Source organism: Pseudomonas sp. B40(2017) (assembly GCF_002112855.1).
In the GTDB taxonomy this organism is placed as follows: domain Bacteria; phylum Pseudomonadota; class Gammaproteobacteria; order Pseudomonadales; family Pseudomonadaceae; genus Aquipseudomonas; species Aquipseudomonas pharyngis.
This window is the reverse complement of the sequence record NZ_NEIT01000004.1, coordinates 618,916-631,349: the sequence shown is the minus strand read 5'-3', so window position 1 is coordinate 631,349 and position 12,434 is coordinate 618,916. Positions and strand designations below refer to the sequence as shown.

Here is a 12,434-nt window from a genome sequence, read left to right as displayed (position 1 = left end):
AGGCAAAAAAAATCCCCGAACCAGTCGGGGATTTTTTATGTTCGATCAATCAGCCCTAGAGCGGATCAATCTTCGCGGTAGCGACGCAGTTTCAGCTGCTTACCGGCAACGCGAGTGTCCTTCAGCTTGGTCAGGAGTTTGTCCAGACCATCTTCCGGCAGCTCGACGAGGCTGAAACTGTCACGCACCTGAATGCGACCGATGGCTTCACGTGCCAGACCACCTTCGTTGAGGATGGCGCCCAGCAGGTTTTTCGCCGCGATACCGTCACGCGCGCCCAGCGCGGTACGGCAACGAGCACGGCCTTCGCCCAAAGGCATTGGCGCACGACGCTCACGATCACCACGGTCCGGACGATCACCGGAACGCTCAGGACGGTCGCCACGCGGCGCGCTGTTCGGCACCAGTGGACGTTCCTTCTCGATCGCTGCCAGGTTCAACGCCTGACCATTGGTAGCCTTGCGCAGCAGTGCGGCAGCCAGGGCACGCGGGGTGCAACCGATGTCGGCGGTCAGGCGATCCAGCAGATCACCGTGGGTCGATTCGGCGTCAGCCACCAGCGGCGACAGGCTGTTGGTCAGTTTCTTGATGCGGGCATCGAGAACGGCCTGAGCGTCCGGCAGACGCACTTCGGCAACTTTCTGACCGGTTACACGCTCGATTACCTGCAGCATGCGGCGCTCACGTGGCGTCACCAGCAGCAGCGCGCGGCCTTCGCGACCGGCACGGCCGGTACGGCCGATACGGTGTACGTAGGATTCCGGATCGTACGGCATGTCCACGTTGAACACGTGGGTGATGCGCGGAACGTCCAGACCACGGGCGGCAACGTCGGTCGCTACAACGATGTCCAGACGGCCATCCTTGAGCGAGTCGATCACGCGCTCACGCTGGTTCTGGGCGATGTCGCCGTTCAACGCGGCGGCTTTGTAGCCTTTGGCGTCGAGGGCGCTGGCCAGATCCAGGGTCGCTTGCTTGGTGCGCACGAACATGATCAGAGCGTCGAAATCTTCCACTTCCAGCAAGCTGAGAACGGCAGAGGTCTTCTGGTCAGCGTGAACCAACAGGTGAGCCTGTTCGATCGCGGTAACGGTCTGGGTCTTGCTCTGGATCTTCACGTGCTTTGGATCGCGCAGGTGACGCTCGGCGATGGCACGGATCGATTGCGGCAGGGTCGCCGAGAACAATACGGTCTGACGGGTTTCCGGCATGGCCTTGAAGATGACTTCGAGGTCGTCCATGAAGCCCAGTTTGAGCATTTCGTCTGCTTCGTCGAGAACCAGGTGGTTCACGGTCTGCAGTACTTTTTCGTCGCGACGCAGGTGGTCGCATAGACGGCCCGGAGTGGCGACAACGATCTGTGCGCCATTACGGATTGCTTTCAATTGTGGGCCCATCGGCGCGCCGCCGTAGACAGCCACAACAGTCACGCCCGGCATTTGCTTGGCGTAGGTTTCGAAAGCGGTTGCAACTTGTAGCGCCAACTCACGAGTTGGGGCCAGGATCAGAGCTTGCGGCTCGCGCTTGGACGGATCAATGCGGTGCAGGATAGGCAGGGCAAAGGCAGCGGTTTTACCGGTACCGGTTTGCGCCTGACCAATCATATCGTGACCGGCGAGGATGATCGGGATCGACTGCTGCTGAATGGCCGAAGGCTCTTCATAGCCGGTAGCGACTACTGCAGCGACAATATTGGGATGAAGTTCAAGAGCGGCGAAGCCGCCGATTTCCTGGGTCATGGGTCTGCCTCTAAGTGCATCCGCAAAGACCCATGCTCCAAAGCTGCACATGCCGTGTTGAGACTCAAGAGTCGCCCTGGCAGCTTTGTCGGCGGGGATTTGCGAAAACGAATGAATGAAAAAGAATCGTCAAGGAAGAGCCCGCAGTGCGGACGTGCAGCCGAAGCTGACTTCGGGGAATTGCGCTACCTAAACGCGGCCCGGTTAAAGGCCGGCGCGCACTATACCGGAATTTGCCCAAAAAGGGAGCTTTTTTTATCGGCGAAATGCAGTTGTCACCGCTGTGTAACGGGGTTTTGCGGATAATCGGGCAAAGGTCTATTTTTCAAAGACCCCGGCCCTGCGGGCGATGGCGCTTAAACGATTCACCGATGTGCGGCATCTGGTCGCTGCACCCTTTCTTCCCCTGCGAGGAAACACCCATGAATCAGCCCTGCCCCGGCCGCGTGAGCCGTGCGCGTCACGGTCACGTGCATTTGATCGGCCTGGACCGCGCCGCCAAGCGCAATGCCTTCGACCTCGACCTGCTCAACGACCTGGCCCTGGCCTACGGCGAATTCGAGGCCGACAGCGACGCACGGGTGGCGGTGGTGTTCGGGCATGGCGAGCATTTCACCGCCGGGCTCGATCTGGTCAACGCCAGTTCCGCCCTCGCCCAGGGCTGGCAGGTGCCGCCCGGTGGTTGCGATCCATGGGGCGTGTTCGTCGGGCCGCGGGTCAGCAAACCGGTGATCGTCGCTGCGCAGGGTTATTGCCTGACCATCGGCATCGAGCTGATGCTCGCTGCTGACATCAACCTGTGCGCCAGCAACACCCGCTTCGCCCAGATGGAAGTGCAGCGTGGGATCTTTCCGTTCGGCGGTGCGACGCTACGCTTTCATCAGATCGCCGGTTGGGGCAACGCGATGCGCTGGCTGCTGACCGGCGACGAATTCGATGCCCACGATGCGCTACGCCTGGGGCTGGTGCAGGAAATCATGGCCACTGAAGATTTGCTGCCACGCGCCATCGAACTGGCCGAGCGCATTGCCCGCCAGGCGCCGCTTGGCGTACAGGCGACGCTGATGTCAGCGCGGCAGGCACGCTACGCAGGTGAGACCGCAGCGGCGCAGAGCTTGCCGCCGCTGGTGAAGAAGTTGCTGGCCACTGAAGATGCCAAGGAAGGTGTGCGCTCGCTGGTGGAGCGCAGACCAGGGGTTTTCAAAGGCCTTTGAAGATCAGGTCGCCGGACGGATGCAGTTGATCAACGACTGCAACGAGTAGCCCAGCTTCGGCGCCAGCGCTTCAGCCCGTGCCGTCAGCGCCTGCATGTCCAGCACCTGATCCAGATCCGCCGGCACGATCAGAATCACGTTGCCCTCCTTCACCGGCAGTTCCCAGTAATGCCGGTGATAGAGCCCGCGCAACAGCGCCGCGCCCAACGGTTTGCCGTCGTCGGTGGCCCATTGGTTGATCACCAGCCAGCCACCGGGATTCAGACGTTTCTGACAGTCCCCGAGGAAATTCCACGCAAGGTGCCCGGCGCCGGGGCCGACATCGGTGTACAGGTCGACGAAGATCAGATCTGCAGGTTCAGCGGTCGGCAGCAGTTCGAGGGCATCACCGACGCGGATGTACAGCCGTGGATCGTCATCCAGCCCGAGGTATTCGATGGCCAGACGCGGCACGTCCGGGCGCAACTCGATGGCTTCGACATCTTCCAGCGGCAGGAACTTGAGGCAGGCCTGGGTCAGCGTGCCCGCGCCCAGCCCGAGAAACAGCGCGCTCTCCGGCTGCTCATGGCACAACGCGCCGATCAGCATCGCCCGGGTGTAGTCGTACTCCAGCCAGCTCGGGTCGGCGGTAAACACACAGCTTTGCTCGATGGCATCGCCGAACTCCAGAAAGCGGTAGTCGGCCACTTCCAGCACGCGAATCACGCCGAACTCATCCTGTACCTCGGCGAGCAACAGCTCGACGCGCTCCTCAGTCATTTCGTCTCCTGGTGGTCACCGGGCGCGGTGACGCGATGGCACCGCTGCGGTGCCGTGGCAAAGCGGCGATTGTCGGCGAAGCGGCGGGAGCAGGTCACGCACTAATTGCTGCTAACATGGCCGTCCGTGCGTAGAACCTTAGAGACCGTGATGAGCCAACCCTGGAGCCCTGACAGCTGGCGCGCCCTGCCGATCCAGCAACAACCCCAATACCCCGACGCCGCGCATCTGCGCCAGGTCGAGCAGACGCTGGCCAGCTATCCGCCGCTGGTGTTTGCCGGCGAAGCGCGCGAGCTGCGCCGTCAGTTTGCCGAAGTCACCCAGGGCCGGGCGTTCCTGCTGCAGGGCGGCGACTGCGCCGAAAGCTTCGCCGAGTTCTCCGCCGCGAAGATTCGCGACACCTTCAAAGTGCTGCTGCAAATGGCAATCGTCATGACCTTCGCCGCCGGTTGCCCGGTGGTCAAGGTCGGGCGCATGGCCGGTCAGTTCGCCAAGCCACGTTCGGCCAACGACGAGACCATCAACGGCGTGACCCTGCCGGCCTACCGGGGCGACATCGTCAACGGCATCGGTTTCGACTCCGCCAGCCGCGTACCGGATCCTGAGCGTCTGCTGCAGTCCTATCACCAGTCCACCGCCACCCTCAACCTGCTGCGCGCCTTCGCCCAGGGCGGTTTTGCCGACCTGCATCAGGTGCACAAGTGGAACCTGGACTTCATCGCCAATTCGGCGCTGGCCGAAAAGTACAGCCACCTCGCCGACCGCATCGATGAAACCCTGGCATTCATGCGCGCCTGCGGCATGGACAGCTCGCCGCAACTGCGCGAAACCAGTTTCTTCACCGCCCACGAAGCGCTGCTGCTGAACTACGAAGAAGCCTTCGTGCGCCGCGACAGCCTGACCAACGATTACTACGATTGCTCGGCGCACATGCTGTGGATCGGCGACCGCACCCGTCAGCTCGACGGCGCCCACGTCGAATTCCTGCGCGGGGTGAACAACCCGATCGGTGTCAAAGTCGGCCCGAGCATGAACCCCGACGACCTGATCCGCCTGATCGACGTGCTCAACCCGGACAACGATCCGGGCCGCCTCAACCTGATCGCACGGATGGGCGCGAACAAGGTCGGCGATCACCTGCCGGCGCTGATCCGTGCGGTGCAACGTGAAGGCAAGCAGGTGCTGTGGAGTTCCGACCCGATGCACGGCAACACCATCAAGGCCAGCAGCGGCTACAAGACCCGCGACTTCGCGCAAATCCTTGGTGAGGTGAAGCAGTTCTTCCAGGTCCACGAAGCGGAAGGCAGCTACGCTGGCGGCATCCACATCGAGATGACCGGGCAGAACGTCACCGAGTGCATCGGTGGCGCGCGGCCAATCACTGAAGATGGCTTGTCGGATCGCTATCACACTCACTGCGACCCACGGATGAATGCCGATCAGTCGCTGGAACTGGCGTTCTTGATCGCAGAAACGCTGAAACAGGTCAAACGCTAAATCGCGAGGGCGCTGGCTCAGTCAATTTGAGCCAGCGCCATCCGCAACCGCCCTGCACTTTCCCGCTGACAATTGAGCTGCACCCGCTCAAGCCCCAACCAGTCCGCCATGCGCCGCAGGTTCAGCGCCAGGGCCAGCATCCCCGCCTCGTCCAGCCCCGTTTCTTCCTCGTGCACCGCATGCACCGCCAACCGCCCCGCCACCCGTTCGGCGCGCAGATCAACCCGCGCGGCAATCCGTTCGTTGTGCAGGAACGGCAGCACGTAATAGCCGTAGACCCGCTTTTCCTGCGGCGTGTAGATCTCTAGCCGATAGCGAAAATCGAACAGCCGCTCGGTCCGGCTGCGCTCCCAGATCAGTGAATCGAAAGGTGACAGCAGCGCGCTGGCTTCGACTTTTCGAGGGATTTTCGGCTCGGGCAGGCAATAAGCGATCTGCCGCCATCCGGCGACTTCGCAAGTCAGCAGCTGCCCGTCCTCGACCAGTTCGGCCAGACGCGGGCGGGCATCGGAAGGATTCAGTCGGAAGTAATCACGCAGGTCTTTTTCCGTGCCGACACCCAGCGCCTGCACTGCATGCAGCAGCAAACCGCGCTGCGCCTCGGCCTCATCGAGCAATGGCTGGTGCAGCACGGAAGCCGGAATCACCCGCTCCGGCAAGTCATACAACCGCTCGAAGCCACGGCGTCCGGCGACGGTGACTTCGCCAGCAGCAAACAGCCATTCCAATGCATGTTTTTCCGCACTCCAGTCCCACCACGGCCCGGCCTTTTCCTCGCGGGTCGACAGGCTGCCGGCGCCCAATGCGCCCTGCTCTTCGACCGACGCCAGCACCCGGCGAATGGTGTCCTGCTGCTCGCGACCGAAGCGCGCCAATTGCTGATAGATGTCTTCACCGCGCCTGGCCCGCTGCATGCGCCAGCCCATCAACGGGTACATCGACAACGGCAGCAGCGACGCTTCATGGCCCCAGTATTCGAACAGCGAACGACGTCGCCCCGAACTCCAGGCAGCCTGGTCGAGCAAGTCAGCAGAATAGGAACCGAGACGGGAGAACAGCGGCAGGTAGTGCGAGCGCACCACGGCGTTGACGGAGTCGATCTGCAACAGACCGAGGCGTTCGATCAGCCGGTTGAGGTGCATGGCCTTGACAGCCGGCGGCTGGCGCCCGTGAAACCCTTGGGCAGCCAGTGCCAGACGTCGAGCCTGTTTAAGGGAAAAGGACAGTGTCGCGGGCATGTGTACCTCCATGTCTGCTCGCAACCTACCTCACTGCAAGAGGGTTTGTGTAGCGATGGCCTCATCATTTATGCATCGGATCGTCCCAGAACGGCCGCACCGACTCGTGTTCGACATCGGCACGGCTGACCCCGATGTCCTTGAGCGCTTCGTCGCTCAGGCTGGCGAGCAGCTCGCGCTCACGGTGCAATTCGTACCAGCGGCTAAACTTGTGCAGCAGATCGGAAACGATATGGCCGGAAAATTTTTCTTCGCCTGCGTACTCTCTTTGACCTTTCATCGTGTTGCCTCCTTTTTGGGATGGCTCAAGTCTCCCGCCAGAGCTACGATCAATCCAACGAATGTTTCTGATGGCATGCATCACGGAGATTCATCAATTGTCGGCATATCCCAGTATCGATACCGATGTCCTGCGCACCTTTGTCGCGATTGCCGATCAGGGCGGTTTTACCCGCGCCGGCGAAATGGTCAACCGCACCCAATCGGCGGTGAGCATGCAGATGAAACGTCTGGAAGAGGACGTGCTGCAGCGCCAGTTGTTCGAGCGCGACGGGCGTCAGGTGCGCCTGACCGCTGAAGGCCAGGTGTTGCTCGGTTATGCGCGGCGCATCCTGAAATTGCACAGCGAAGTGTTCAACACCCTGCGCGAGCCACACATGGTCGGCACCGTGCGGATCGGCACGCCGGACGATTACGTGATGCGCTTTCTGCCGGGGATTCTGTCGCGTTTTGCGCAGTTCTATCCGCTGATCCAGATCGAAGTGCACTGCGAGTCAACCAAACAATTGCTGCAACGCACGGACCTCGATCTGTCGATCGTCACCCGCGAGCCGGGCAACGAAATTGGCCAGTTGCTGCGCAAGGAACGCTTCGTGTGGGCCGAGGCGCAGAATTTCAGCGCCCACGAGCAGACGCCGTTGCCGCTGGCGATGTTCAACAGTGATTGCTTCTGCCGCCTGTGGGCCTGCAATGCGCTGGACGCGATGGGCCGCGAATACCGGATCGCCTACAACAGCACCAGCCTGTCGGCGCTGATGGCAGTGGTGAGCGCGGGTCTGGCGATCACCGCGCAGCTGGAAAGCCTGATTACCCCCGACATGCGGATTCTTGGAGATGCCGAAAATCTGCCGCTGCTGCCCGAGGCCAGCATCATGCTGATCCGCAACCTCAACAATCCGTCGCCGATCACCGAATGCCTGGCCGAGCACATCGTCGAAGGCTTCAAACTTTAAAGGCGAGCATCACCGCGCACAGCACCAGAAACCCGCAGAACAGCCCGCGCAGGAGTTTTTCCGGCATCGCGTGGGCGACTTTCACGCCCCAACTGATGCTGGCCAGCCCGCCAATGGCCAGCGGCAGGCCGATCATCCAGTCCACTTCGTGGTGCACCGCGTACGTCACCAGCGTGACGCCGGTGCTCGGCAATGCCAGCGCCAGCGAAAGCCCCTGAGCGACCACTTGAGTAGTGCCGAACAGACTGGTCAGCACCGGCGTCGCCACCACCGCCCCGCCGACACCGAACAAGCCGCCCATGGTGCCCGACGCCGCGCCGAGCACACCCAGCCACGGCCATGAATAACGCATCTCGGAAGTCGCTGCCGGACGCGCGCCAAACATGCGCACCAGGTTGTAGGCCGACAACGCCACGAGGAACGCGACAAAACCGATGCGCATGGTTTGCTCGTCGATGCCCACGGCCCAGATCGAGCCGATCCACGCGAAACAGAATCCCATCACCGCCAGCGGCAACGCATGCTGGAGTTCGATGCGGTTACGCTGGTGATAACGCCACAGCGCCAACATTACGTTCGGCACCACCATCACCAGCGCTGTGCCTTGGGCGATCTGCTGATCGAGCCCGAACCACACGCCCAGCAGCGGAATGGCGATCAGCCCGCCGCCAATGCCGAAGATCCCACCCAGGGTGCCAAGGGCGGCGCCAAACAACAGGTACAGCAAAAACTCGATCACAGCAGAATTCCTCAAACGTCAGTCGACTCATCCTACGCAGTCGGCGCTGGCACGGAAACGCACAGCAACGCACAATGGCTGTGCCAAATCCGCATAGGCACTGAGTCGACTCATGAATCCCAATCAATTGACCGAACAACTCGGGCTGTTTCTCGACGTGCTGGAGAGTGGCAGTTTTTCCGCTGCCTCGCGCCGACATCCTCTGACGCCATCCGCCGTTGCCCGGCGTATCGACAGTCTGGAAAGCGCGGTCGGCAGCCAGTTGTTTATCCGCAGTACTCACGCAGTGCGCGCCACGCCGGCGGGTCTGGCATTTGCCGAACGAGCGCGGCGGATTGTGGCGGAGTTGCAACTGGCCCGGGCTGAAGCGGTATCCCTGAGCAGTGCGCCGGAGGGTCTGATTCGGGTGGATGCGCCGGCGGCGTTCGGACGGCGGCATCTGGCGCCGGTGATTGCCGATTTTCTGGTGTTGTATCCGGGGCTGGACGTACAACTGCATTTGATCGACAGCTTCGTCGACATGGACGGTTCAAACCTGGGTAAAGTCGATCTGGTGTTGCGCGCCGGGCAAATGGCTGACACCCGGCTGGTGGCCACCCCTCTGGCGAGCATGGTGCGCATTGCCTGCGCCAGCCCCGACTATCTCAAGCGCCGCGGCGTACCGAGCGAACCCGCGCAATTGAGCGAGCATGACGGCCTGGATTGGGACGGCCTCGCCCCGCCCTTCGCCTGGCGCTTCGAACAGAACGGGCAGATGCAATTGCACCGCCCGGCGCGGGTGCGCATGAGCGCCAATAACGCCGAGGCGCTGGTGTGCGGAGCGCTCGCGGGACTCGGGATCGCGCATCTGCCAACCTGGTTGGCCAGCGAATACCTGTTGCGTGGCGAGTTGCTGCCGCTTTTCTGTGAAAACGGCCTGCCGAAACCGGAAAGCACCGGCATCTATGCACTGCGGCTGGAGCAACAGGCCAGCTCCCGCAGCCGTCTGCTGTTGGAATACCTGAAGACCCGGTTCAGCCCCGTGCCGCCTTGGGATCTGGCATTGCAACGGGAGCTGGGCCGGCACTGACCGATTCGCCACCGGGCACAATTGTCTGGCGCATTAAAGATTCGAGCGCTAGATTCATCTGCATCACCGTTCAAGGCACTGACATGACCACCGACCGCAACACCTCCGATCACTGCGAAGACCTGCTGCTCGACAATCAGGCCTGCTTCGCCCTGCATTCCACTTCGCTGATGATGACCAAAGTCTACAAGCCACTGTTGCAAGCGCTTGGCCTGACGTATCCGCAATACCTGGCGATGATGGTGCTGTGGGAGAAGGATGGTTTGACCGTCGGAGAAATCAGCACGCGCCTGCTGACCGACCCGGGTTCACTGACCCCGTTGCTCAAGCGGCTGGAAGGTGAAGGTTTGCTCAGCCGTACGCGAAGCCGTGAGGATGAGCGTGTGGTGATCGTTGAACTGACTGCCCAGGGACGCGCCTTGAAAGACAAGGCCCGGACCGTTCCACAATGCATCCTGGGGGCCAGTGGCTTCACGCTGGAGCGCCTGCAAAACCTGCAAGCCGAGTTGCAGGCCTTGCGTGGTCATTTGCAGGATAGCCTCACTTAAAACTCCCCCTTTTCCTGTGGGCGCAGCCTTGCGCCTGCAGGCGCATCGCCCCTTCCCCGCTTATCACCGAAAAAATTTTCATCTCGTTTTACATTAAAAAATCCTTAAATATCAAAAGCTTGAGATCACGCCACTTTCCAATCCAAGCGTGAATTCCTGCTTTCTTCAAAAATTTATCTTGCGCACTAAATATTCGCGCAGTATATTTACTTCGCACCTAGTTAGCGCGCAAACAATTAGCGCAACAAACCACACTTTATGAGGCTCACATCATGCAAACTCTCTACACCGCAATCGCAACTTCCACTGGCGGCCGTGACGGTCGTGCAATCTCCAGTGACAACGTCCTCGACGTCAAACTGGCCACCCCGAAAGAACTCGGCGGTGCCGGCGGCGCAGCCACCAACCCTGAGCAACTGTTCGCCGCCGGCTACTCGGCCTGCTTCATCGGCGCCCTGAAATTCGTCGCCAGTCAGACCAAACGCAAAATCCCGGACGACGCCTCGATCACCGCTCACGTCGGCATCGGCCAGATTCCTGGCGGTTTCGGTCTGGACATCGACCTGCACATCAGCCTGCCGGGCCTGGAACAGGCTGACGCACAAAGCCTGGTCGACGCTGCCCACCAGGTCTGCCCGTACTCCAACGCCACTCGCGGCAACGTCGATGTGCGTCTGCACGTCACCGTGTAATCACTGACACTCAGGCCCGTACAGGAAATGAACATGAACACTTTCAGCAAAGTCTTGACCGGTACTCTTCTCGCCCTGTCCATCCACAGCGCATTCGCCGGGGAGGTTGAACACAACACCCAGGCGTTCCTTGATGTGCTGAATGCCGGCACCGGCAAACCGATGGAACAGATGACGCCCAAGGATGCCCGCGCCGTGCTGACGGGCGCGCAGTCCGGGGTCAAACTGACGCTACCCAAAGCGGACGTCAGCGAGAAAACCATCCAGGTCGATGGCCAACCGTTGAGCCTGACCATCGTCCGGCCGGCCGGGGTCAAGGGCGAGCTGCCGGTGTTCATGTTTTTCCACGGCGGCGGCTGGGTGCTGGGGGATTTCCCGACCCACGAACGTCTGGTGCGGGATCTGGTGGTCGGCTCGGGTGCGGCGGCGGTGTTCGTCAACTACACCCCTTCGCCGGAAGCGCATTACCCGGTGGCGATCAACCAGGCTTACGCCGCCACCAAGTGGGTGGCCGAACACGGTAAAGAGATCAACGTCGACGGCAAGCGTCTGGCGGTGGCGGGCAACAGCGTCGGCGGCAACATGGCGGCAGTCGTCGCCCTGATGGCCAAAGACAAAGGCACGCCAGCGATCAAATTCCAGGTGCTGCTGTGGCCGGTGACCGATGCCAATTTCGATACCGGTTCGTATAACCAGTACGCCGAGGGGCACTTCCTCACTCGCAACATGATGAAGTGGTTCTGGGACAACTACACCACTGACGCCAACCAGCGGAACGAGATCTACGCCTCACCGTTGAGGGCCACCACTGCGCAGTTGAAAGGTCTGCCGCCTGCGCTGGTGCAGACCGCCGGGGCCGACGTGCTGCGTGACGAAGGTGAAGCCTACGCCCGCAAACTCGACGAAGCCGGCGTGCCGGTGACCTCGGTGCGCTACAACGGCATGATCCACGACTACGGTTTGCTCAACGTGGTCAGCCAGGTGCCGGCAGTGCGTTCGGCGATGCTGCAGGCCTCGGAAGAACTGAAGCAGCACCTGAAGAAGTAAGCCTTATTCAGGACGAGACATCAGGCACAAAAAAGCCCGACTCAATGGTCGGGCTTTTTCTTTCCGCAAAAAACAGTGCTTATTTGGCACGGCCTTTGTAGGAACCGCCTTCGCGGGTATCGATTTCGATCATGTCGCCGATTTCGATGAAGTCAGCAACCGACAGCTCGGTACCGTTCTTCAGTTTGGCAGGCTTCATCACCTTGCCGGAAGTGTCGCCGCGAGCGGAACCTTCGGTGTAGTCAACCTGACGCACGATGGTGGTCGGCAGCTCTACGGAAACCAGACGGCCTTCGAAGAATACGGCTTCGCAAACGTCGGTCATGCCTTCTTCCACGAATGGCAGAACGCTTTCGATGTCTTCGGCGTTCAGCTCGTACATGGTGTAGTCGGTGGTGTCCATGAACGTGTAGGAGTCACCGCTGATGAAGGACAGGGTCGCTTCTTTGCGGTCCAGGATCACGTCGTCCAGCTTGTCGTCCGCACCGTAAACGGTTTCGGTCTTGTAACCGGTCAGCAGGTTCTTCAGCTTGGTCTTCATGATCGCGCTGTTACGGCCCGACTTGGTGAATTCAGCTTTCTGAACCAGCCAAGGATCGTTGTCGATACGGATCACGGTACCGGGTTTGAGTTCTTTACCAGTTTTCATTGCGAATATCC

At 61.0% G+C, this 12,434-nt stretch carries 13 protein-coding genes; 7 read left to right on the top strand and 6 right to left on the bottom strand.

Translation table 11 applies throughout. The features are described 5' to 3' along the window. Positions 1-65: 65 nt before the first annotated feature. Positions 66-1,739: a DEAD/DEAH box helicase gene (locus tag CAF76_RS13685; RefSeq protein ID WP_007955707.1), complete on the bottom strand. Its 1,674-nt coding sequence runs from the start codon at positions 1,737-1,739 to the stop codon at positions 66-68. A 422-nt stretch (positions 1,740-2,161) separates the two neighbouring features. Here CAF76_RS13685 and CAF76_RS13675 point away from each other — a divergent pair, with 422 nt between their 5' ends. After that, on the top strand, positions 2,162-2,953 hold the full coding sequence (locus tag CAF76_RS13675; RefSeq protein WP_085647569.1) for a crotonase/enoyl-CoA hydratase family protein: 792 nt from the start codon (positions 2,162-2,164) through the stop codon (positions 2,951-2,953). A 3-nt stretch (positions 2,954-2,956) separates the two neighbouring features. Here the strand turns inward: CAF76_RS13675 and CAF76_RS13670 are convergent, their stop codons facing one another. Further along, on the bottom strand, positions 2,957-3,712 hold the full coding sequence (locus CAF76_RS13670; protein ID WP_085647568.1) for a spermidine synthase: 756 nt from the start codon (positions 3,710-3,712) through the stop codon (positions 2,957-2,959). Positions 3,713-3,862: 150 nt separating this feature from the next. Here CAF76_RS13670 and CAF76_RS13665 point away from each other — a divergent pair, with 150 nt between their 5' ends. Then, positions 3,863-5,209, top strand: a complete 1,347-nt coding sequence (locus tag CAF76_RS13665) for a class II 3-deoxy-7-phosphoheptulonate synthase (RefSeq protein ID WP_064598326.1) — start codon at positions 3,863-3,865, stop codon at positions 5,207-5,209. Positions 5,210-5,226: 17 nt separating this feature from the next. Here the strand turns inward: CAF76_RS13665 and CAF76_RS13660 are convergent, their stop codons facing one another. Together CAF76_RS13660 and CAF76_RS13655 are read right to left on the bottom strand one after the other, a co-directional pair. Beyond that, entirely contained in the window at positions 5,227-6,447 is a 1,221-nt protein-coding gene (locus CAF76_RS13660) for a winged helix-turn-helix domain-containing protein (protein ID WP_085647567.1), read from the bottom strand. Between the two features lie 64 nt (positions 6,448-6,511). Continuing rightward, the gene (locus tag CAF76_RS13655) at positions 6,512-6,727 is read right to left on the bottom strand and encodes a DUF1127 domain-containing protein (protein WP_039770454.1); all 216 of its coding nucleotides are present in this window, start codon (positions 6,725-6,727) and stop codon (positions 6,512-6,514) included. Between the two features lie 97 nt (positions 6,728-6,824). Between CAF76_RS13655 and CAF76_RS13650 the strand changes: the two genes are divergently transcribed. After that, positions 6,825-7,679 carry a LysR substrate-binding domain-containing protein gene (locus CAF76_RS13650; RefSeq protein ID WP_170844876.1) on the top strand — a complete coding sequence of 285 codons (855 nt, stop codon included), beginning with the start codon at positions 6,825-6,827 and terminating at the stop codon, positions 7,677-7,679. Here CAF76_RS13650 and CAF76_RS13645 read toward each other — a convergent pair. Beyond that, the gene (locus CAF76_RS13645) at positions 7,669-8,418 is read right to left on the bottom strand and encodes a sulfite exporter TauE/SafE family protein (RefSeq protein WP_085647566.1); all 750 of its coding nucleotides are present in this window, start codon (positions 8,416-8,418) and stop codon (positions 7,669-7,671) included. The genes CAF76_RS13650 and CAF76_RS13645 overlap by 11 nt on opposite strands. Before the next feature lie 112 nt (positions 8,419-8,530). Here CAF76_RS13645 and CAF76_RS13640 point away from each other — a divergent pair, with 112 nt between their 5' ends. The 4 genes from CAF76_RS13640 to CAF76_RS13625 all read left to right on the top strand — a co-directional run bounded on the left by CAF76_RS13640 (position 8,531) and on the right by CAF76_RS13625 (position 11,774). Next, complete coding sequence (locus CAF76_RS13640; RefSeq protein ID WP_039770458.1) at positions 8,531-9,487, top strand: LysR family transcriptional regulator; 957 nt, start codon at positions 8,531-8,533, stop codon at positions 9,485-9,487. A gap of 83 nt (positions 9,488-9,570) precedes the next feature. Further along, complete coding sequence (locus tag CAF76_RS13635; protein ID WP_039770460.1) at positions 9,571-10,035, top strand: MarR family winged helix-turn-helix transcriptional regulator; 465 nt, start codon at positions 9,571-9,573, stop codon at positions 10,033-10,035. Positions 10,036-10,307: 272 nt separating this feature from the next. Further along, positions 10,308-10,727 carry an organic hydroperoxide resistance protein gene (locus CAF76_RS13630; RefSeq protein WP_007940002.1) on the top strand — a complete coding sequence of 140 codons (420 nt, stop codon included), beginning with the start codon at positions 10,308-10,310 and terminating at the stop codon, positions 10,725-10,727. Positions 10,728-10,760: 33 nt separating this feature from the next. Beyond that, the gene (locus CAF76_RS13625) at positions 10,761-11,774 is read left to right on the top strand and encodes an alpha/beta hydrolase (RefSeq protein WP_085647565.1); all 1,014 of its coding nucleotides are present in this window, start codon (positions 10,761-10,763) and stop codon (positions 11,772-11,774) included. 79 nt (positions 11,775-11,853) lie between these two features. Here the strand turns inward: CAF76_RS13625 and CAF76_RS13620 are convergent, their stop codons facing one another. Continuing rightward, positions 11,854-12,423, bottom strand: a complete 570-nt coding sequence (locus CAF76_RS13620) for an elongation factor P (RefSeq protein WP_007955690.1) — start codon at positions 12,421-12,423, stop codon at positions 11,854-11,856. Positions 12,424-12,434: the final 11 nt, after the last annotated feature.